18 protein-coding genes are annotated in these 19591 nt (G+C 69.5%); 13 read left to right on the top strand and 5 right to left on the bottom strand.

Annotated elements, in window-relative coordinates:
• The first annotated feature begins 92 nt into the window (after positions 1-92).
• The gene (locus IEY36_RS22375) at positions 93-1136 is read left to right on the top strand and encodes an aspartate-semialdehyde dehydrogenase (RefSeq protein ID WP_188971048.1); all 1044 of its coding nucleotides are present in this window, start codon (positions 93-95) and stop codon (positions 1134-1136) included.
• Positions 1137-1195: 59 nt separating this feature from the next.
• The gene (locus IEY36_RS22370) at positions 1196-2143 is read left to right on the top strand and encodes an aldolase/citrate lyase family protein (protein ID WP_188971041.1); all 948 of its coding nucleotides are present in this window, start codon (positions 1196-1198) and stop codon (positions 2141-2143) included.
• Positions 2144-2147: 4 nt separating this feature from the next.
• Here IEY36_RS22370 and IEY36_RS22365 read toward each other — a convergent pair whose 3' ends face one another.
• The 3 genes from IEY36_RS22365 to IEY36_RS22355 form a co-directional block, all read right to left on the bottom strand.
• Positions 2148-3017 carry a DMT family transporter gene (locus IEY36_RS22365; protein WP_188971039.1) on the bottom strand — a complete coding sequence of 290 codons (870 nt, stop codon included), beginning with the start codon at positions 3015-3017 and terminating at the stop codon, positions 2148-2150.
• On the bottom strand, positions 3014-3658 hold the full coding sequence (locus IEY36_RS22360) for a trimeric intracellular cation channel family protein (RefSeq protein ID WP_188971037.1): 645 nt from the start codon (positions 3656-3658) through the stop codon (positions 3014-3016). The genes IEY36_RS22365 and IEY36_RS22360 overlap by 4 nt, the downstream gene beginning before the upstream one ends.
• A gap of 327 nt (positions 3659-3985) precedes the next feature.
• The gene (locus tag IEY36_RS22355; protein WP_188971035.1) at positions 3986-5215 is read right to left on the bottom strand and encodes an MFS transporter; all 1230 of its coding nucleotides are present in this window, start codon (positions 5213-5215) and stop codon (positions 3986-3988) included.
• Between the two features lie 477 nt (positions 5216-5692).
• Between IEY36_RS22355 and sdhC the strand changes: the two genes are divergently transcribed.
• The 5 genes from sdhC to IEY36_RS22330 all read left to right on the top strand — a co-directional run bounded on the left by sdhC (position 5693) and on the right by IEY36_RS22330 (position 11022).
• Complete coding sequence (sdhC, locus tag IEY36_RS22350; protein WP_188971033.1) at positions 5693-6139, top strand: succinate dehydrogenase, cytochrome b556 subunit; 447 nt, start codon at positions 5693-5695, stop codon at positions 6137-6139.
• A gap of 5 nt (positions 6140-6144) precedes the next feature.
• Complete coding sequence (gene sdhD, locus IEY36_RS22345; protein WP_188971031.1) at positions 6145-6537, top strand: succinate dehydrogenase, hydrophobic membrane anchor protein; 393 nt, start codon at positions 6145-6147, stop codon at positions 6535-6537.
• Positions 6538-6647: 110 nt separating this feature from the next.
• The gene (gene sdhA / locus IEY36_RS22340) at positions 6648-8459 is read left to right on the top strand and encodes a succinate dehydrogenase flavoprotein subunit (RefSeq protein WP_188971029.1); all 1812 of its coding nucleotides are present in this window, start codon (positions 6648-6650) and stop codon (positions 8457-8459) included.
• 11 nt (positions 8460-8470) lie between these two features.
• On the top strand, positions 8471-9253 hold the full coding sequence (locus IEY36_RS22335; RefSeq protein ID WP_188971027.1) for a succinate dehydrogenase iron-sulfur subunit: 783 nt from the start codon (positions 8471-8473) through the stop codon (positions 9251-9253).
• Between the two features lie 191 nt (positions 9254-9444).
• The gene (locus tag IEY36_RS22330) at positions 9445-11022 is read left to right on the top strand and encodes an ABC transporter substrate-binding protein (protein WP_188971025.1); all 1578 of its coding nucleotides are present in this window, start codon (positions 9445-9447) and stop codon (positions 11020-11022) included.
• 70 nt (positions 11023-11092) lie between these two features.
• Here the strand turns inward: IEY36_RS22330 and IEY36_RS22325 are convergent, their stop codons facing one another.
• Positions 11093-13750 carry a DUF2339 domain-containing protein gene (locus IEY36_RS22325; RefSeq protein ID WP_188971023.1) on the bottom strand — a complete coding sequence of 886 codons (2658 nt, stop codon included), beginning with the start codon at positions 13748-13750 and terminating at the stop codon, positions 11093-11095.
• 175 nt (positions 13751-13925) lie between these two features.
• Here IEY36_RS22325 and IEY36_RS22320 point away from each other — a divergent pair, with 175 nt between their 5' ends.
• The 5 genes from IEY36_RS22320 (at position 13926) to IEY36_RS22300 (ending at position 18266) form a co-directional block, all read left to right on the top strand.
• Entirely contained in the window at positions 13926-14600 is a 675-nt protein-coding gene (locus tag IEY36_RS22320) for a 50S ribosomal protein L25/general stress protein Ctc (RefSeq protein ID WP_188971022.1), read from the top strand.
• 141 nt (positions 14601-14741) lie between these two features.
• A complete protein-coding gene (gene pth, locus IEY36_RS22315) occupies positions 14742-15335 on the top strand; it encodes an aminoacyl-tRNA hydrolase (protein WP_188971020.1) in 594 nt (197 codons plus the stop codon).
• On the top strand, positions 15332-15826 hold the full coding sequence (locus IEY36_RS22310) for a hypothetical protein (protein ID WP_188971018.1): 495 nt from the start codon (positions 15332-15334) through the stop codon (positions 15824-15826). Before pth ends, IEY36_RS22310 begins: the two co-directional genes overlap by 4 nt.
• A 1-nt stretch (position 15827) precedes the next feature.
• Positions 15828-16922 (top strand): redox-regulated ATPase YchF, encoded by a 1095-nt coding sequence (gene ychF, locus IEY36_RS22305; RefSeq protein ID WP_188971016.1) that lies wholly within the window; start codon positions 15828-15830, stop codon positions 16920-16922.
• A 54-nt stretch (positions 16923-16976) separates the two neighbouring features.
• Positions 16977-18266 (top strand): pentapeptide repeat-containing protein, encoded by a 1290-nt coding sequence (locus tag IEY36_RS22300; protein WP_188971014.1) that lies wholly within the window; start codon positions 16977-16979, stop codon positions 18264-18266.
• Here the strand turns inward: IEY36_RS22300 and IEY36_RS22295 are convergent, their stop codons facing one another.
• The gene (locus IEY36_RS22295) at positions 18267-18443 is read right to left on the bottom strand and encodes a hypothetical protein (protein WP_188971012.1); all 177 of its coding nucleotides are present in this window, start codon (positions 18441-18443) and stop codon (positions 18267-18269) included. It lies immediately after the preceding gene.
• A gap of 67 nt (positions 18444-18510) precedes the next feature.
• Between IEY36_RS22295 and IEY36_RS22290 the strand changes: the two genes are divergently transcribed.
• Entirely contained in the window at positions 18511-19389 is an 879-nt protein-coding gene (locus tag IEY36_RS22290; protein ID WP_188971010.1) for an S-methyl-5'-thioadenosine phosphorylase, read from the top strand.
• Positions 19390-19591: the final 202 nt, after the last annotated feature.

Genomic DNA, 19591 nt, shown 5'->3' with positions numbered 1-19591 from the left:
GGCACGAGGGCTGGTGCCCCCGCCGTCCTTCCCGCTCGTGTGACTTTCGCCCCAACCTGCTAGATGGCGGCCCAGCAGAGCAGGAGGCACCCATGGGCTACAAGGTCGCGATCATCGGTGCCACCAGCGCGGTGGGGCGCGAGATCATCAAGACCCTCGCCGAACGGGGCTTCCCGGTGGATGAGGCAGTGGCTCTCGCCTCGGGGCGTTCGGCCGGGCAGGAAATCTCCTTCGGCGAGAAGACCGTGCTGAAGGTGCGCGACCTCGACCGCTATGATTTCGCCGGCACGCATCTCGCGCTGTTCTCGCCGAGCGCGGCGATTTCCGCGGTGCATGCGCCGCGCGCGGCGGCGGCCGGCTGCCTGGTCATCGACAACACCTCGCAGTTCAGCATGGAACCGGGCGTACCGCTGGTGGTGCCGGAAGTGAACCCGCACGCCATGGCGAAGCGGCCGAAGAAGGGGATCATCGCCAACCCCGATGGCTCGACCATCCAGATGGTGATGGCGCTGAAGCCGCTGCATGACATCGCGAAGGTCAGGCGCGTGGTGGTGGCGACGTATCAGTCCGTCTCCGGCGCGGGGAAGGAGGCGATGGACGAGCTGTGGTCGCAGACCCGCGGCGTCTTCGTCAACGACCCGCCGCTCGCCGAACAATTCACCAAGCCGATCGCCTTCAATGTCATCCCGCATATCGACGCCTTCATGGACGATGGCGCGACGAAGGAGGAATGGAAGATGGCGGTGGAGACGCGCAAGATCCTCGACCCCGACATCCAGGTGGTTGCCACCTGCGTGCGCGTGCCGGTGATGATCGGCCATAGCGAGGCGGTGCATGTGGAGTTCGAGACCGCGATCACCGAACGCCAGGCGCGCGAGGCGCTGCGCGAGGCGCCGGGGATCACCGTGCTCGATCACCGCGACGATGGCGGCTATGCGACGCCGATCGAGATCGCCGGCGAGGATTCGGTGTTCATCTCCCGCCTGCGGCGCGACACCACGGTGCCGCATGGGCTCGCCTTCTGGTGCGTGGCGGACAATCTGCGCAAGGGCGCAGCGCTGAACGCCGTGCAGATCGCCGAGGAGGCGCATCGGCTCGGGCTGCTGGAGGCGCCGCGGCTTTCCATTCCCGGGTGATTCCGGCGTAGCCTTCCCCCGTCAACGTCGGCCCGGGCCGGCGAGGCGGGAGGACGGCGATGGGCGCACGCATCAACCGGGCGATCGAACTGCTCGGGCAAGAGCAGGCGATCTACTACACGGGCCACCACACCGGCCATGTGCTGACCGAGGCGCAGGGCCGCGCGGATGCCGCGACCTGGGCGGACTACATCAATATCGGCATGGAGCATGGCGCCTTCGATATGGCGGGGCTCGCCGCCTATATGGCGGGTCTGGTGGCGGGTGGACCGACGCGGTCAGGGCACCGCACGCCGGCGGTGATCGTCGAGGCGCCGATCGGCGGCATCGACGAAGCCGGCATCCGGCACAATGCCTGGCAGTTCCGCCAGATCCTCGGCCGTGGCGTGCATGGGGTGTTGCTGTGCCAGGCGGAGTCGGCCGCGGCGGTGCGCGCCTTCGTCGAGGCCTGCCGCTATCCGCACCAGGCGACGGGGGTGGACCCGGCGCTGCCCTACCCGCTCGCGCGCATGGATGGCGCTGTGGTGCCGGCACCGGGGGTCGGGCTGCTCGGGGTGGGCACGCGTGGGCGCGGGTCGGAACCGACCGCCGCGCCGGTCTGGGGCATCACCGAGGCCGAGTATTTCCGTCGCTGCGATCCCTGGCCACTGAACCCCGAGGGCGAGTTGCTGCTCGGCGTGAAGATCGAGAGTCCCGAGGGCGTCGCGCGCTGCGAGGAGATCCTCGCCGTCCCCGGCCTTGGCTTCGCCGAGATGGGGCCGGGGGATCTCGGCCTGTCGCTGCTCGGCGATGTGGTGGTGCGGGTCGATCCTTATGCGACCGAGGTGCTGGCGGCGCGCGACCGGGTCTTCGCGGCGGCGCGGGCGCGCGGGCTCGCCTTTCTGGAGGGATGCTCACCGGCAACCATCGCCGCGCGGCTCGATGCCGGGGTGCGCGTCATCGCCGGCGGGCAGGAGGAGACGGCGCGGGTCGGCCGTGCGCATCAGCGCCGCGCCATGGCGGTCTGACGGCTCAGGCGCGGGCCTTGCGAGGCCAGGCGAGCACCAATCCGCCGGCGGCGATCAGCGCGCAACCGGCCAGCGCCCAGAGCCCCGGCAGCCGCGCGAACAACAGCGCATCGAAGCCAAGCGCGAAGACGATGCGCGAATAGTACCACGGCGCGATGACCGAGACCTCCGCCCGCCGCACCGCGCCGGCGATGCACAGCAGCGCCAGCGTCTGCACCGCCGCATAGAGCACGGCGAGCGCCAGGTCGCCGGCACCCGCCGCGCGCCACAGCCAGGGCATCGCCGGGCCGAGCAGCACCACCCCGGCCAGCGCCCCTTGCAGCGTCGCGTCCCATTCTGTGGCGACGCCGCGGATGCGCCGCGTCAGCACCTGGTAGAACGCATAGGTCAGCGCGGCCGAGACCGGCACGGCGGCGGCCCAGCTGAACAGCTCGCCACCCGGGCGCACCACCACCAGCATGCCGGCGAAACCGAGGGCGAGGGCGATCCAGCGGCGCGGCGTCACGCTCTCGCGCAGCACCAGGGCGCCGAGCAGCACCAGGATGATCGGGGCGGTGAAGCCGAGGGCCGAGGCCTCGGTGACCGGCACCAGCGAATAGCCGAGCACGGCAAGCGTGCTGGAGAAGATCAGCATCGCCGCCGCCAGCCGCTGGTCCTTCGCGCGCGGGGGCATCGCCAGGCGGCGGACCTCGCCCGCCGGGTTCGCGCTGCGGGCGAGCCAGAAGGCCGCGCCCACCAGCACCAGCAACGAGCGCAGGAAGGTGATCTGCACCGGATGCAGCGCGCCGGCGAGGATCTTCGCCAGCGCATAGCCGAGGGTGTAGAGCAGCCCCGCCGCCAGGGTCAGCAGGATGGCCCGGGTGGCCTGACTCATCGGCTATCGGGGTAGTCGCGGCCGGGGCGGGCGCGGTACGCGGGCAGTGACCAGCTATTGGCGATGCCCGCCGCGCGGGCGCCGAAGGCGACGAGACCGCCGAACGAAATGGCCAGCACGCGGCCCGCGCCGGCTTCCTGCAGCAGGATGAACATCGCCGCACCGAGCGCGGCGGCGGTGGCGTAGATTTCCCGGCGCAGCACCAGCGGCACCTCGGCGCAGATGATGTCGCGCAGGATGCCGCCGGCCGTCGCGGTGATGGTGCCCATCAGGATCGCGACCCAGGGCGCGGCGCCGGCGCGCTGCGCGGCCTCCGCCCCCAGCACGGCAAACAGGCCGAGGCCGATGGCGTCGGCCCAGAGCAGCACGACGAAGCGCCGCTCCAGCCGATGCGCGGTGAAGAAGACCACCAGCGCGAGGCCCGCCGCCAGCGCCACCATGCCCGGCACCGCCAGCCAGAAGACGGGTTGGTTGAGAATGACGTCGCGCACCGTGCCGCCGCCGAAGGCGCAGAGGCAGGCGACCAGCATGAAGCCGACCGGGTCGAGCTGCTTGCGCGAGGCGGTCAGCGCGCCGGCGACAGCCAGGACGGCGACGGCGAGCCAAGTGAGCGCCGCCAAGAGGTGGTCGAAGGGGGTCATGGGCCGGCGCGGGACGCCATTGGAGAGGGGCCCTGCCCCTCTCCAAACCTCACCCCGCCAGGGTGCCGGGCACCCTGGACCGCCGGGAATTGGCGTCGGGCATGCCCACCTGAAAGATCGCGCCGAGCAGGATGCCGCGCGCCGGGCACGAAGCGCCCGCCATCTGCACGGCGAGCCCGCCTGGCCCAACGACAGGTATCCGTTTCCAAAGGCCACCCGGCCTTTGGTGGGGTGAGGTCCGGAGACGGGCAAAGCCCCTCTCCGTCACCGCGGCCCGGTCGCGCGCATCCGCCCCCGTCCGTCACCACCCCGCGCAAGAAGGCCGCCTCACTCCGCCGGCACCGTCGTCACCCGCCGGCTGCGCGCCTCGGACTGCGCCGAGCCGGCGCAGAGCAGCGACAGCCCCAGCAGCGCCGCGACCACTGGCAGCACCAGCCCCGGATGCCCCATGTCGATCAGGTAGCCGAGCGGCACCGGCGTGATCGCACCGCCCAGCGGCAGGCCGGCGGAGACGAAGCCGAATACCTTGCCGATCTCGCCGGGCGGGGCGGCGTCCTTCAGCATCACGTCGCGCGGGGTGCGCGAGGTGCCCATGGCCAGACCGCCAAGGAACCCCACGATCGGCAGGACGAATTCGGGCATCGGCAGCAGGCCGAGGGCGAGGATCATCGCCATGGCGAAGACCGTCAGCACCACGACGAAGCCGATCAGGTTGCGCTTCGACGTGTCCGCGACCCAGCCGCCGACCAGCGTGCCGGAGGTGGCGCCGACCAGGTAGCCGGTCAGCACCATCGAGGCGACGGCGACGGGCGTGCCCCACAGCTTTCCCAATACGGTGATGACGAAGGCCTGAATGCCCGACCCCGCCATGGAGGAGAGCAGGAAGAACGCGAAGAACAACAGGATGGGGCGTGACAGCAGGATCTCGCGCCCCGACGGCCCGCCTTCGGCTTTCCGAGCCTTGGGCTGGTCGCGCAGGATACGGCTTTGCACCAGGATGGCGGCGACCACCGGCAAGCCGAGCAGCCCAACGAACAGCAGGGCGAAGCGCCAGCCCATGGTGGCCGCCAGCAGGGCGACCACCGGCGGGGCAAGGGCGAAACCCAGATTGCCGGTGAAGGTGTGCAGCGCGAAGGCGCGGCCCATCCGGTTCTTGTCGATCGAGCCGGCGAGGATGGCGTAGTCCGCCGGGTGGATCACCGAATTGCCGATGCCCGAGAGGATGGCGAGCAGCCAGATCGCCCATATGCCCGGTGCCACCGCCATGGCCGAGACCGACAGTGCCATCAGCAGCGTGCCGCCCACCAGGAAGCGGCGGGCGCCATGCCTGTCCACCCAGAAGCCGACCGGTGTCTGCAACAGCGCCGTGGTGCCCGACATCAGCGCGACGGCGAGGCCAAGCTCGGCGAAGGAGACGTTGAATTCGGCCTGCCAGAACAGGAACAGCGGCGGCAGCGACAGCATGTAGAAATGTGAGAGGAAATGCCCGGTCCCGATCAGCGCGATGATGCGCGCATCCTGGCCGATGCCGGCGGGCGGTGGGGGGTCGGCGGGCATGGGTGCACCCTGGCCTGTGACGTTCGCGGCAAGGCTGGGCGCATGTCCGTTTTCCGTCAACGGTGCGGGAGCCTGACATTCCCTTCATGCGGATGGCGGCGGCGATAACGCTGGTGCTGCCAGACGGCGGCGTCAGACCGAGATCGAGGGGGAACGAGAACCGCCGGCGAGAATGCCGGGAAGCTCGCTGTTCAACCCCATCGATTATGACAGGCTCGTGCGAAATCCGGTGGGTGTGCTGCCGGCCTTGGAGCCCGACCCGCCAGGCATCTGGCATCGCGCGCGGCGCTCGCTTGAACGGAAGGGGCGGCGCGAATGGCGCGGGTTTTTGCGAATCATTCGCAATCCCTTGACTGGGCATCGAAAGTCGCGCCACGGATTTGACGCTGTCCCGCGCCGCACCATACAAGAGCATGTGAAAAGGCCGTTCCCCGGTTCGGGGATTGGGGATCGCGGCCCACTGGAGTTGACCGACCCATGTCGAAGATCACCGACACCCGGGAGGCCGTGATGGTTGGCCGCCGGACGGATGGCAGCCTCGTCCGCCGCCCATTGTCGCCGCACCTGCAAGCCTATGACATGATGCAGATGACCTCTGCGCTGTCGATCACCCACCGCATCACTGGCACGCTGTGGTCGATCGGCATGGTGTTCCTGGTGTGGTGGCTCGTCGCCGCCGCCGCCGGCGAGGCCTCCTTCAACGCCGCGCAATGGTTTTTCGGGTCGTTCATCGGCGTCATCGGGCTGATGGGGCTGACCGCGGTGGCCTGGTACCACACGCTGGCCGGCATCCGGCACCTGTACTGGGATTCGGGGCGCGGCTTCGACCTGCCGACGACCTACCTCACCGGCCGGGCGGTGCTGATCGGCACCGCGGCGCTGACCGCGCTGACCTGGCTCATCATGCTCATCACCTGGATCTGACGCCGATGGCCGCGCCGACGATACGTTCGCTTCGCTCCCCGCTCGGCCGCGTGCGCGGCATGGGCTCCGCCAAGGGCGGCACGCATCACTGGTGGATGCAGCGTGTCACCTCCATGGCACTGCTGCCGCTGACCATCTGGCTGGTCTTCGCCCTGGCGCGCATGCCCGATGCCAGCTGGCTGGAAGTGACCATCTGGATCGGTCGGCCGTTCAATGCCGTGCTGCTGCTGTCCTTCCTCGCCGCCGCCTTCCACCACATGGCCGGCGGCCTGCAGGAAGTGATCGAGGATTATGTGCGCGGGGACCTCGCCAAGGTCGGTTCGCTGATGGCGCTGAAGGCGGCCTGTTTCCTGCTGTGGCTGTCGGCGACGCTCGCCGTGCTGCGGATTGCGGTCTGACCGACCCCTGGCGGGGTCGCCGAAGCGACCCAGCTTGACGTGGTGACGATTGGCAGAAGGCGGACAGCGGGGCGTTCTTCCCCGTACCGCGGACAAACGAGACGGATGCGATGAACGCGATCAGCAAGCCTTCCAACGGCGCCTACCGCATCGTCGACCACACCTACGACGTCGTCGTCGTGGGCGCGGGCGGCGCGGGGCTGCGGGCGACCTTCGGCATGGGGGCGGCCGGCCTCAAGACCGCCTGCATCACCAAGGTGTTCCCCACCCGCTCGCACACCGTGGCGGCGCAGGGCGGCGTTGGTGCCGCGCTCGGCAACATGGGCGAGGATGACTGGCGCTGGCACATGTACGACACCGTGAAGGGGTCGGACTGGCTCGGCGACCAGGACGCCATCGAATACATGTGCCGCGAGGCGGTGCCCGCGATTATCGAGCTGGAGCACTACGGCGTGCCGTTCTCGCGCACCGAGGACGGCAAGATCTACCAGCGCCCCTTCGGTGGCCACATGACGCATTACGGCAAGGAACCCGCCATGCGGGCCTGCGCCGCGGCCGACCGCACCGGTCACGCCATCCTGCACACGCTGTACCAGCAGTCGCTCAAGCATAACTGCGAGTTCTTCGTCGAGTATTTCGCCCTAGACCTCATCATGGACGATGAAGGCGCCTGCCGCGGCGTGATGGCGTGGTGCCTGGAAGATGGTTCCATGCATCGCTTCCGCGCGCAGACGGTGGTGCTGGCGACGGGCGGTTATGGCCGCGCCTATTTCTCCTGCACCTCGGCGCATACCTGCACGGGCGATGGCGGCGGCATGGCGCTGCGCGCCGGCCTGCCGTTGCAGGACAACGAGTTCGTGCAGTTCCACCCGACCGGCATCTACGGCTCCGGCTGCCTGGTGACGGAGGGGGCCCGCGGCGAAGGCGGCTACCTGACGAATTCCGAGGGCGAGCGCTTCATGGAGCGCTACGCGCCGACGGCGAAGGACCTCGCCTCGCGCGATGTCGTCTCCCGCGCGATGTCGATGGAGATCCGCGAAGGCCGCGGCGTTGGCCCGCATAAGGACCACATCCACCTGCACCTGGAACACCTGGGCGCGGAGATCCTGCACGAACGGCTGCCCGGAATTTCCGAGACGGCGAAGATCTTCGCCGGCGTGGATGTGACGAAGGAGCCGATCCCGATGCTGCCGACCGTGCACTACAACATGGGCGGCATTCCCACGAATATTCACTGCGAAGTCCTGGCCGCGACCAGCACCGACCAGGACAAGGTGGTGCCCGGCCTGATGGCGGTGGGCGAGGCCGCCTGCGTCTCGGTGCATGGCGCCAACCGGCTCGGCACCAATTCGCTGCTCGACCTGGTAGTGTTCGGCCGCGCCGCGGCGCATCGCGCGTCCGAGACGATCAAGCCGGGGGCGACGCAGATGCCGCTGCCGCCCAAGGCCGGCGAGGCCTCGCTCGATCGCTTCGATCGCGTGCGCAACGCGAAGGGCAGCGTCAGTGTCTCCGACCTACGGCTGAACATGCAGCGCACCATGCAGACCCACGCCGCCGTGTTCCGCACCTCCGACCTGCTGAAGGAAGGTGTCGAGAAGATGGACAAGGTCGCCGCGACCTACAGCGACATCAAGATCGCCGACCGCAGCCTGATCTGGAACAGCGACCTGATGGAGGCGCTGGAGCTGGACAACCTGCTCGGCAATGCGCTGACCACGATCCATGGCGCCGAGGCGCGGCATGAATCGCGCGGCGCCCATGCCCAGGAAGACTACCCCAACCGCGACGACGTGAACTGGATGAAGCACACGCTGGCGCGCGTCGATGACAAGTACGGGGTGAAGCTCGACTACCGCGACGTGAAGATGCGCACGCTCACCAATGAAGTGCAGGTCTTCCCGCCCAAGGCGCGCGTGTACTAGGACCTGAACCGATGGCAACCTTCACGCTTCCCAAGAACTCCACGGTCGGCGAAGGCCGCACCTACCCCGCCCCGGCCGGGTCGAAGAACGTCAAGGCGTTCAAGATCTATCGCTGGGACCCGGATGGCGGCGCCAATCCGCGCACCGACACCTACGAGATCGATCTCGACAAATGCGGGCCGATGGTTCTCGACGCCCTCATCAAGATCAAGAACGAGGTGGATTCGTCGCTGACCTTCCGGCGGTCCTGCCGCGAGGGCATCTGCGGCTCCTGCTCGATGAACATCGACGGGCTGAACACGCTGGCCTGCCTCAAGCCGATCGACGAGGTGAAGGGCGATGTCCGCATCTCCCCGCTGCCGCATATGCCGGTGGTGAAGGATCTGGTTCCGGACCTGTCGCAGATCTACGCGCAGCTGCGCTCGGTCGAGCCCTGGCTGAAGGCTGACAGCCCGCCGCCGCCCGATGGCGAGCGACTGCAGTCCAAGGAGGAACGGGCGAAGCTCGACGGCCTCTGGGAATGCATCCTGTGCTTCTGCTGCTCGACAGCCTGCCCGTCCTATTGGTGGAATGGCGACCGGTATCTTGGCCCGGCGGTGCTGCTGCAGGCCTATCGCTGGATCGCCGACTCGCGCGACGAACACACCGGCGACCGGCTCGATGCGCTGGAAGACCCGTTCAAGCTGTATCGCTGCCACACCATCATGAACTGCACCCGCGCCTGCCCGAAAGGGCTGAACCCGGCGCAGGCGATCGGCGAGATCAAGAAGCTGATGGTCGAACGCCAGGGCTGACAGTCGCGACCGGCCGCGGCGGCGCCAGTCGCCGCGGCCGATTGGCGCCTACGGGCCGCCCTCCGTAACCTTTCTCCCGGGCTGACCGGCCGCAGCGATGCAATCGCCGGCTATGCAGCGCGCGTATCCGTGCCAGCATGGGGCACGACCCGGCCCCAGACGCCGGGCAGAGGATACGGAGAAAGAAGCCCATGACCCGCCGGACCCCCTATGTGGCCGCCCTCGGCCTCGCGGCGCTGCTGGCCGCGCCCGCCATGGCGCAGACCCTGACCATCGGTTCCGCCGCCCCGGTCACGACCATCGACCCGCATTTCCACAATGTCGGGCCGAACAACGCCCTGACCATGCACATCTTCGACCGGCTGGTGGAACGCGACGGGCGGGCGCGCCCGCATCCCTCGCTGGCGGTGTCCTGGCGCGTGGTGTTCGACACGGTATGGGAGTTCAAGCTGCGCGAGGGCGTGACCTGGCACGATGGCCGGCCCTTCACCGCCGACGACGTGGTGTTCACCTTCTCCCGCGTGCCGAATGTGCCGAACAGCCCCGGCGGCTTCCAGGGCTTCCTGCGCGCCATCACCCGGGTCGAGGTAGTCGACGCCCACACCCTGCGCCTGCACACCCGCGCGCCGCATCCGCTGATGCCGCTCGACCTCGCCTCGGTGTCGATCATCTCGCGCCATGCCGGCGAAGGTGCCGCGACCGAGGATTACAACAGCGGCCGGGCGGCGATCGGCACGGGGCCTTATCGCCTGGTCTCCTACAGCTCCGGCGACCGTATCGAGATGGCGCGCAACGACGCCTGGTTCGGCCCTGCCCAGCCCTGGACGCGCGTCAACTACCGCATCGTCAACAACGACGCCGCGCGCACCGCCGCGATGCTTGCCGGCGACCTCGACCTGATCGAGCAAGTACCGACCTCCGACCTCGCCCGGCTGCGGCGCGACCCGCGCGTGACCGTTACCGAGATCCCGTCCCTGCGCACCGTCTACATGGCGCCGGATTATTCGCGCGACGGCGGCACGCCGCTGATCACCGACAATGCCGGCCAAACGCTGCCGGTGAACCCCTTCAAGGACGCACGGGTGCGTCGCGCGCTCTCGATGGCGATCAACCGTGACGCGCTGGTCGAACGCGTGATGGAAGGTGCCGCCACCAGCACCGCGCAATGGCTGCCCGAAGGTGCCTTCGGCTACAATGCCGCGGTCCATCCGCGCCCCTATGACCCCGATGGCGCGAAGCGGCTGCTGGCCGAGGCCGGCTACCCGGACGGCTTCCGCATCACCATGCACACGCCGAACGACCGCTGGCCGAACGACGCCCGGCTGGCCCAGGCCGTGGCGCAGATGTGGACGCGCATCGGCGTACGGACCCAGGTCGATGCGCTGCCCTGGACCGCCTTCGTGCCGCGCCGCACCCGCATCGAATACGCCATGCAGATGGCCGCCTGGGGCAGTTCGACCGGCGAGGGCTCGAACTTCCTCATCAACACGCTGGCCACCAACAACCGCCAGCGGCTGACCGGGGCGAACAACAACGCCCGCTTCTCCGGCCCGGTGTTCGACGAGTTGGCGGCGCGCGGCTCGGCGACGCTGGACGACGAACGGCGCGAGGCGATCTGGCACGAGGCCGTCGCGCTCTATGCCGAGGAGGAACCGCTGATCCAGCTGATCCAGTACGTGAACACCTGGGCGGCGCGGCGCGGCCTGACGCACGAACCGCGGATGGACGAGCGCACCGTGGCCATGGGCGTGCGGCCGACGGCGCAGTAGGGGCCGCAGAGCCGCTCCGGCCTATTTTTTCACTGGTGATCGGAGAGGGGCGCGCCGCCCCTCTCGACCCTCACGCCGGCCGCCCCACCACGAAGCGTCGATAGATCGCCCCCAGCGTGATCAGCGCCAGCCCGAGCCCCAGGAAGGACAGCACGCGCCACAGCCCGACCAGCGCGTCCATGTCCACCAGGAACACCTTGAAGGTCACCAACGCGATGACGGCAAGCGCGGCCAGGCGGATCTCCCGCCGCCCGGTGCGGATGCCGATCGCGACCATCACCGCACCCAACAGCAGCCAGGCACCGGAATAGGCGTACATTTCCGCCTCGCCGATCGGCAGTGCGCCGATCTTCACCGGGTGGAAGGCGCGGCGCACCTCCAGCGTCACCCAGGCGAAGCCGGCCGCCAGGCCATAGGCCGCGAGCAGCGGCCGCGCCCCCGGTGGCTCGCGCAGTTCCGCCACGCGCGCCACCGCCCAGCCCACCAGCAGCGCGGGCAGCAGATAGGCCGGCGCCAGCGCATTCAGCACCGGCAGCGCGCCGACGTCGCGGTTGGTCACCCAGGGATTCGTCGCCAGCAGGATCAGCCCGACCAGCAACCCCACCACCCCCGCCACCCGCGCGGCCAGGAGCATCGTCACCCGCCCGCCGCGCCGATGCAGCAGCAGCGCCGCCATGGCGCAGGCGAACAGCGCGGTGCATTGCCAGGCGGCCTCGGCGAAGTCCCAGCGTTCCTCGCCCAGCGCGCCGGGATGGAAGCCGTGGCGTATCTCCAGCAGCACCAGCAGCGTGGCGAACAGCGCCGCGCCGCCCTCCAGCAACCGCACCACGATGCCGTCCCGCCCGCGAAGGAAAATCCGCGCCGCCCACCAGAAACACGCCGCCGGCACGCCATAGGCGAGCAGCAACCCGTTCAGCAGCGGCATCGCGCCCCAGTCGTAGCCGAGCACGAAGCCGTTCAGCACCAGCCGCACCAACACCAGGGCGGCAACCACCGCCGCGACGCGCCGCAGTGCATCGAGCCCCGTGCGCGCGGCGATCATCGCCAGCGGCGGCAGGAACAGCGCGACGGCGAGCGTCAGCCACTGGTCGCGGAGCACCATGGCGACGCCGAGCGCCAAGGCCGCCACCGCCGCCGCCGCATGCGCACCGGCGCGCTGCGGGTCGGCCGCCCGCATGCCCCGTGCCGCCGCGCCCACATGCAGCGCGGCAAGCGCCGCGGCCGCCAGCGCCCAGCTCGGATCGGTGGCGAAGCCGCGCACCCGGCCATAGGCGACCAGCAGCGTCACCACCGGCACCGTGGCGGCGAGCCCCGCCCAGGCCAGCCCGCCGCGCGCCTCCAGCGTCAGCCCGGCCAGCAGATGCAGCAGCGCGAAAATCAGTGCGACGGTCAGGTAAGGCGTCAACGCCGTCGGCACCCAGTCACCGGGAATGACCGTCTGCACGACGCCTTCGACGGTCACGGCCTCGTCGGTCGGCGCCCAGCCCGGCACCAGCCAGACCAGCAGCATCACCAGCCCCAATCCGGCGGCGATCCAGGGCAGCCGCACCAGCCGCGCATCACGCAGCCCGGCCAGGATCGCGACCGGCGAGAGCAGCAGGATGCCCACCGGCGCGGCGAGCCCGGCCTCGAACACCGCCAGCGGCAGCAGCCCCGCGCCGAGCAGCGCCGGGGGCAGATGCGCCAATCGCCGACCAAGCACCCCGCCCAGCGCCTCGCGCGGCAGCAGGAACAGGAAGCAGGCCGCCGCCGCCGGCACGAAGATCGCCGGCGCCCAGAGGTCGAGCCCCTGCCCGACCACCGTGCCGAACAGCACCCACAGCGCCCCGGCGACCGTCGCGCACCAGCCGAGCCAGCCCCAGGCCGTCGCCCGCACCACCATCATCGCCGCCGCGACAACCACCAGCAGATAGGCGAACAGGCCCGGCAGCGACGGGTCATCGGTCGCCACCAACGCCGGCGTGGCAAAGGCGCCGACCAGCCCGACCACCGCCACCAACGGCCCGCGCCGCAACGACAGCAGCATCCCCAGCGCGCCCGCCGCCGCCATGCCGGCAAAGCCGAGCAGGGGCGGCAGCAATTCGTACATCGCGGTGGCGGCATAGGTCGCCCCGAACAGGGCGGCGACGCCACCCGCGGCGAGCGCGGGCGGCGCATAGTCCGGCAGGCCGCCGGGGGTCTGGGTGGCGGCGGAACGCCGGGCCAGCCATTCCCCACCGAGGATCAGCGCGAGGCCGAGCAGCCCGGCCAGCACGCAGCGTATCCCCGGGCCAAGCCAGCCTTCCTCAACCGCGAAGCGGATCAGGAAGACGCCCGCCAGCAGCAGCGCCCCGGCGCCGAGCCAGACGCCCCAACGCTGGGTGATCAGTTCCTCGAGGTTGCGCTTCGGTTCGTCACCGGCCGGCCGCGACCAGGGCGGCAGCGGGGCCTCGGGGGCGGCTTCGGTCTCGGACGCCGGCGCCGCATCGTCCGCCGGCGCGGCGACCGGCGCCGCCTCGGCGGGCGATGGCGCATATGCCGGTGGCACGGCCGGCGCGGCCTCCGGCGGCCTGAATCCGGCGGATATCAGCGCACCGGCCATGCCGCCGAGTTGCGCGCTCAGGGCGGCGACCTCCGTGCGCAGGGCCTCGGCCTCGCGCCTGGCGCGCCCGGCGCGGGCGAAAGCGGCAATGCCGAGCCCCCAGCCGCCAAGGAAGATGATGCCGAGGAGAAGCGCCAGACTTTCCATGACAACCACGCTTCCAGCCCACGTCAGCCCGCGTCAAGGCGCGCCGCGCTTGCACCTGTGACATGCATCGCCTAGAAGCGGCCCGCGTCGGCACCCCTGGAGGCCGGCGCTTGTCGTGCTGGCATGTCCGCAAGGCCCCGGCACGGCGACAGCATCATTTTGAAGGAACACGACCATGGTCCAGACCATTCGGATCGAGGCCGAAGCGCGCGAGCAGGCAGGTAAGGGGGCAGCCCGCGCAACCCGGCGTCAGGGGCTCGTCCCCGCTGTCATCTACGGTGCCAAGCAGGCGTCGACCCTCGCCGCGCTCGACCCGCGCGACGTGATGAAGCAGATGAACAAGGGCGGCTGGCAGTCGCACCTGTTCGAGGTCGCGGTGAAGGGTGGCGCCACCGAGCGTTGCCTGATGCGCGACGTGCAGTTCCACCCGGTCACCGACCGCCCGATCCATGTCGATTTCCAGCGCCTGTCCGCCGGGTCGCGCATCCGCGTGAAGGTCGCCGTTCACTTCCTGAACGAAGACACCTGCCCGGGCATCAAGGCCGGCGGCGTGCTGAACGTCGTGCGCCGTGAGATCGAAGTGATGGCCGACCCGGAGAATGTGCCGGAAGCCTTCGAGATCGACCTGGCCGCGGCCGAGATCGGCGACGGCATGCGCTGGTCGGCCGTGAAGGACCAGTTCGGCGCCAAGCCGGCGATCATCGGGCGCGACTTCATGGTTGCCTCGATCGCCGCGCCGACCGTGGTCGAGGACGCCCCCGCCGCGGCCCCGGGCCCGGTCGAGGCGATCAAGCAGAAGGCGCCTGCCGCCGGTGCAGCCGCGCCGGCCAAGGGCGGCAAGAAGAAGTAAGGAAGACGGGGGAGGAACACCTCCCCCGAATCCCCCACCGCTTTTTGTCTTTTGGCGCCGCCCCCGGCGGTCATCCCCAACAGATAGAAAAAGGAGGGGGGCTCGGGGGAGTTCCCTCCCCCGACCTTTCTTTTCCTTGCCATGCCCCCGCAAGACGGACCACTCCTCTGGGTCGGCCTCGGCAATCCGGGCAGTGAGCACGCGCGCCAGCGCCACAACATCGGCTTCATGGTGCTCGACGCGATCGCGCGCCGCCATCGCTTCTCCCCCTGGCGCAAGCGCTTCAAGGGCGAGGTGAGCGAGGGCACCATCGCGGGCCGTCGCGTCTGGGCGCTGAAACCGCTGACCTACATGAATGCCAGCGGCGACGCCGTGCAGCAGGCCGCCGCCTTCCTCAAGATCCCGCCCGAGGATGTCACCGCCTTCCACGATGAGCTCGACCTCGCACCGGGCAAGGTGCGAGTGAAGAAGGGCGGCGGCGTCGCCGGCCACAACGGCCTGCGCGACATGCGCCGCGCCTTCGGTAGCCCGGAGTTCTGGCGCGTGCGCGTGGGCATCGGCCATCCGGGCCACAAGGATGCGGTGACCGGCCATGTGCTTGGCAATTTCGCCAAGCAGGACCAACCCTGGCTGGAAAAGCTGCTGGATGCGGCGGCCGATGCCGCGCCGATGCTCGCCGAGGGCCGCGCCGAGGATTTCATGACACGCGTCGCGCTGCTGACGCAGGAGACATGATGGAAGACGACCTGCATCCCGATTTCAGCTTCGCCGGCCCCGGCCCGCAGGACATGGCGAATGGCACGGCCATTCTCGCCACCGCGCTGCTGCGCGAGGCGGAAAGTCTGGCGCAGACGGCCGCCGGGCTGCGCGGCACGCTCGCGCTCTTCGCCATGGACGGCCCCGCCGAGCTGGAGGACCACCGCATGATGCAGGCCGGCGCGCGCGCGGCCTCGGTGCTCGCCGGTGCGCTGGTGCTGGTGGCGCGGGACCTGCTGCGCTTCACCGGGGAACCGGTGCGCGCGGCGCAGGAGACGCTCGGCCGGCTGCCGCATGGCTCGCTGTCGGTCGGCGAGGTGGTGGGGCACCTGCGCGCGGCGGCGCTCGCGCCGGTGACGGATGACGGCGCGGCGCGCATCGCGGCCGCAACCATCGCCGAGACCTTCGCTTCGGCATTCGAGGCCGCCTGGCACGGCACGGCACCCGCCATTGGCGGCAAAGGGGATTGAGATGGGCTTCAATTGCGGGATCGTCGGGCTGCCGAATGTCGGCAAATCCACCCTGTTCAACGCGCTGACGCAGACCGCGTCGGCCCAGGCGGCGAATTACCCCTTCTGCACCATCGAGCCGAATGTCGGCCGCGTCGCGGTGCCGGACAAGCGGCTCGATGAGCTGACGCGCGTCGGCAAGTCCCAGAAGACAGTGCCGACCAGCCTGGAATTCGTCGACATCGCCGGCCTGGTGCGCGGCGCCTCGAAGGGCGAAGGGCTGGGCAACCAGTTCCTCGCCAATATCCGCGAAGTGGACGCCATCGTCCATGTCCTGCGCTGCTTCGAGGACACCGACGTCACCCATGTCGAGGGCAGCGTCGACCCGATCCGCGATGCCGAGACCGTCGAGACCGAGCTGATGCTCGCCGACCTCGACAGCCTGGAGAAGCGTGCCTATGGACTGGTGAAGCGCGCGCGCGGCGGCGACAAGGAAGCGGTCGCGCAGATGGCGCTGATCGACCCGATCAAGGCCGCGCTCGAAGCCGGCAAGCCGGCGCGCACCGCCATCCCGAAGGGTGAGGAAGTGGCGGCGTCGCGTCTGCAGCTGATGACGTCGAAGCCCGTGCTGTATGTGGCGAATGTCGAGGAAGCGAGTGCCGCGACCGGCAACGCCTTCTCGGCGAAGGTGTTCGAGAAGGCGAAGGCCGAAGGCGCGCAGGCGGTCGTGGTCTCGGCGGCGATCGAGGCCGAGATCAGCCAGATGGCGGAAGCCGACCGGGCGGAGTTCCTGTCGTCCCTGGGCCTCGAGGATTCTGGTTTGGATCGCATCATCCGCGCCGGCTACACGCTGCTCGGGCTGATCACCTATTTCACCTGCGGGCCGAAGGAAGCGCGCGCCTGGACCATCCTGCGGGGGATGAAGGCGCCGCAGGCCGCCGGCGTGATCCATGGCGACTTCGAACGCGGCTTCATCGCGGCGGAAACCATCGGCTACGACGACTACGTGGCACTGGGCGGCGAGCAGGGTGCCAAGGAGGCCGGCAAGATGCGCGTCGAAGGCAAGGAATACGTCGTGAAGGACGGCGACGTGATGCTGTTCCGGTTCAACGTGTAAGGCCCCATCCAATCATTGCCTCCCCAGATCGGGATCGCTGCGAAGGACCGGGGCATGGGATTTCGGGCGATGGTGGCATCGAGGCGCGGATGGTGTAGCGCGGCGATAGCCGCGATCCTGGTGCTGATGGCGGGGCCCGCCTTCGCCTGTTCCTGCTCGTCGGGCGGCAATCCCGACATGCTGGTGCTGGGCGCACCGCTGGCATTCCGCGGGCGCGTGGTGGCCGTCGAGGCGCTGGACAACACACAAGCGCCCCGGCAGCGCGCCACCGTGGAGGTCACGCAGCTTTGGAAGGGCGACCTGCCCGCCAGGGTCGAACTGAGTGCGGGTGGCTCGGATTCGCTGTGTGGCGTGCATTTGTCGGTCGGCGACGAGCGCGCTTTCTTCCCCGGCCGGTTTCGCGAGGGCGGGCTGGGGATCAGCCAATGCAGCATGTGGGCGGCACGGGAAGCAGAACCGGCGTTGTCCCGGCTCGGAGAGCAGCTTTCCGCTGCCGATGCTGCTGTGCGTGCCAACCCGGATGCGATGGCCCCGCTGCTCCGCCGGGCCGAGGCGCTCCGGCGATGGCGGGACCATGACCGCGCTCTGACGGCCTATCAGGCGGTCGTCGCAGCGGCACCTGACCTGGTTTCCGGGCAGACCGGCATGGCGCGCGTGCTGCTCGGCCAGGGCCGTGCGGCGGAGGCCGTGACGGTCCTGGAGCGGGCGAAGGCGCGGCTCGGGGCGCATCCCGAATTGCTCGGCACGATCGCCCTTGCGCATGCCGCGATGGGAGACTTCCAGGATCTCTCGCAGGCTGATTTCCGCGACGCCGATCTGTCCAATATCGATCTGTCCCGACAGGTGCTCCGTGGCGCGGACTTCTCCGGCACCTATCTGAGTCGTGTTCGCCTTGAGCAGAGCGACCTGCGGGGCGCGCGCTTCGAGGGTACACGCTTCGCCGGGGTCGACATGCAGCGCGCCGACCTGCGGGGCGCAAGCTTCATTGCGTCACTCGGGTTTCCGTATGTGCTGGGCGCCGATCTTCGCGAAGCCCGGCTGGAGCGGATCGACGTGCCGGAAGGCTTCTCCTTCCGCGATGTCGACATGCGCGGCGCGACCTTGCTTGAGAGCCAATTCCGAAGCGTGGACTTCGTCGGGGTCAATTTGAGAGGTGCCCGGCTGACAACCGTTCACATGAGAAGAGGGGACTTCGTCTGGAGCAGCCTGGATGGTGCTGTCCTGCGCAACGTGACTTTCTCTGCCGTCTACATGACAGAAGCCCCGCCTGTGCCGCGACGCCTCCTGTCTGCGCCGAGCGACCTGCCTGGCGTGCGGCTGATCGACGTCCGATTCGAGCCGTGATCAGCGCCCTGGCAGCGCCGTCCGCGCCGCCCCCGTCACCGGGTCGGGCGGCGGCAGCGCCGTCCCGCGCGGCCCGACCGCCCCGGCGCGCGAATACTGGTCATCCCCGCAGGCGGCCAGTGCCAGCATCAGCAGCAGGACAGGCGCGAGGAATCGGACAACCGCGGGTCGTGTCATGTCGCCGACTTAGCACGCGCCCCCCGTCGCGCTAAACCGCCTTCGCGCAGCGCGGAGTCATCATTCCATGTCCGACCTCATCACCCCCATGATCGGCTTCATCGGCGGGTCCGGCGTCTATGACCTAGCCGGTCTCGAGGACCGCAAATGGGTGAAGGTCCGCACCCCCTGGGGCGACCCGTCGGATGAGATCCTGACCGGCGTGTTGTCCGGCGTGCACGTCGCCTTCCTGCCCCGCCACGGGCGCGGCCACCCCACGCCACCCTCCGCGCTGAACTACCGCGCCAATATCGACGCCATGAAGCGCATCGGCTGCACCGAACTGATCTCGCTCTCCGCCGTCGGTTCGCTGAAGGAAGAACTGCCACCGGGCCATTTCGTCATCGTCGACCAGTTCATCGACCGCACCTTCGCGCGCGAGAAATCCTTCTTCGGCACCGGCTGCGTCGCGCATGTCTCGGTCGCCAACCCGGTCTGCCCGCGCCTCGGCGACGCGCTGGAAGCGGCGGCGAAGACCACCGGCATCCCCTACAGCCGCGGCGGCACCTACCTGGTCATGGAAGGCCCGCAATTCTCCACCAAGGCGGAAAGCATGCTGTACCGCCAATGGGGCTGCGACGTGATCGGCATGACCAACATGCCCGAGGCGAAGTTGGCCCGCGAGGCCGAGCTTTGCTACGCCACCATGGCCATGGTGACGGACTACGATTGCTGGCACCCCGAGCATGAGCACGTCACCGTCGAACATGTGGTGAAGGAACTGTTCTCCAACGCCGACAAGGCGCGTGCCCTGGTGAAGACCGTGGTGCCCGCGCTTGGCGCGCCGCGCGGGCCTTGCCCGGCGGGATGCGACCGCGCGCTCGACTGGGCGCTGATCACGGCGCCGGAGAAGCGGGACCCGGATATTCTGGCAAAGCTCGACGCGGTGGCGGGCCGGGTGCTGTAGGCCGGGCGGTAGCCAGGACGCCGCCGCGGGTTGGAGGCATGTCCCGCGCGCCCCGGCGCAGACCGCAAGGGTGGGGGGACAGTGCTGGATTTTCGGATATGTTGCTGTTATGTTTTCGACATCAAGCGGTGAATTGCGCCTGTTCGCCATCATCGTTCGGGCGGTTAAAAGACTAAGATCCTAAAGTGCGCAATATCAATGG

This window comes from Neoroseomonas lacus (assembly GCF_014644535.1).
Classification (GTDB): domain Bacteria; phylum Pseudomonadota; class Alphaproteobacteria; order Acetobacterales; family Acetobacteraceae; genus Neoroseomonas; species Neoroseomonas lacus.
The sequence above is the reverse complement of the archived record's forward strand: the minus strand, read 5'-3'. Positions and strand labels throughout refer to the sequence as shown.

Bases quoted from the DNA above. Each gene is read 5' to 3' on its own strand.
- IEY36_RS22375 (WP_188971048.1), top strand. From the start codon at position 93: ATGGGCTACAAGGTCGCGATCATCGGTGCCACCAGCGCGGTGGGGCGC.
- IEY36_RS22370 (WP_188971041.1), top strand. From the start codon at position 1,196: ATGGGCGCACGCATCAACCGGGCGATCGAACTGCTCGGGCAAGAGCAG.
- IEY36_RS22365 (WP_188971039.1), bottom strand. From the start codon at position 3,017: ATGAGTCAGGCCACCCGGGCCATCCTGCTGACCCTGGCGGCGGGGCTG.
- IEY36_RS22360 (WP_188971037.1), bottom strand. From the start codon at position 3,658: ATGACCCCCTTCGACCACCTCTTGGCGGCGCTCACTTGGCTCGCCGTC.
- IEY36_RS22355 (WP_188971035.1), bottom strand. From the start codon at position 5,215: ATGCCCGCCGACCCCCCACCGCCCGCCGGCATCGGCCAGGATGCGCGC.
- sdhC (WP_188971033.1), top strand. From the start codon at position 5,693: ATGTCGAAGATCACCGACACCCGGGAGGCCGTGATGGTTGGCCGCCGG.
- sdhD (WP_188971031.1), top strand. From the start codon at position 6,145: ATGGCCGCGCCGACGATACGTTCGCTTCGCTCCCCGCTCGGCCGCGTG.
- sdhA (WP_188971029.1), top strand. From the start codon at position 6,648: ATGAACGCGATCAGCAAGCCTTCCAACGGCGCCTACCGCATCGTCGAC.
- IEY36_RS22335 (WP_188971027.1), top strand. From the start codon at position 8,471: ATGGCAACCTTCACGCTTCCCAAGAACTCCACGGTCGGCGAAGGCCGC.
- IEY36_RS22330 (WP_188971025.1), top strand. From the start codon at position 9,445: ATGACCCGCCGGACCCCCTATGTGGCCGCCCTCGGCCTCGCGGCGCTG.
- IEY36_RS22325 (WP_188971023.1), bottom strand. From the start codon at position 13,750: ATGGAAAGTCTGGCGCTTCTCCTCGGCATCATCTTCCTTGGCGGCTGG.
- IEY36_RS22320 (WP_188971022.1), top strand. From the start codon at position 13,926: ATGGTCCAGACCATTCGGATCGAGGCCGAAGCGCGCGAGCAGGCAGGT.
- pth (WP_188971020.1), top strand. From the start codon at position 14,742: ATGCCCCCGCAAGACGGACCACTCCTCTGGGTCGGCCTCGGCAATCCG.
- IEY36_RS22310 (WP_188971018.1), top strand. From the start codon at position 15,332: ATGATGGAAGACGACCTGCATCCCGATTTCAGCTTCGCCGGCCCCGGC.
- ychF (WP_188971016.1), top strand. From the start codon at position 15,828: ATGGGCTTCAATTGCGGGATCGTCGGGCTGCCGAATGTCGGCAAATCC.
- IEY36_RS22300 (WP_188971014.1), top strand. From the start codon at position 16,977: ATGGGATTTCGGGCGATGGTGGCATCGAGGCGCGGATGGTGTAGCGCG.
- IEY36_RS22295 (WP_188971012.1), bottom strand. From the start codon at position 18,443: ATGACACGACCCGCGGTTGTCCGATTCCTCGCGCCTGTCCTGCTGCTG.
- IEY36_RS22290 (WP_188971010.1), top strand. From the start codon at position 18,511: ATGTCCGACCTCATCACCCCCATGATCGGCTTCATCGGCGGGTCCGGC.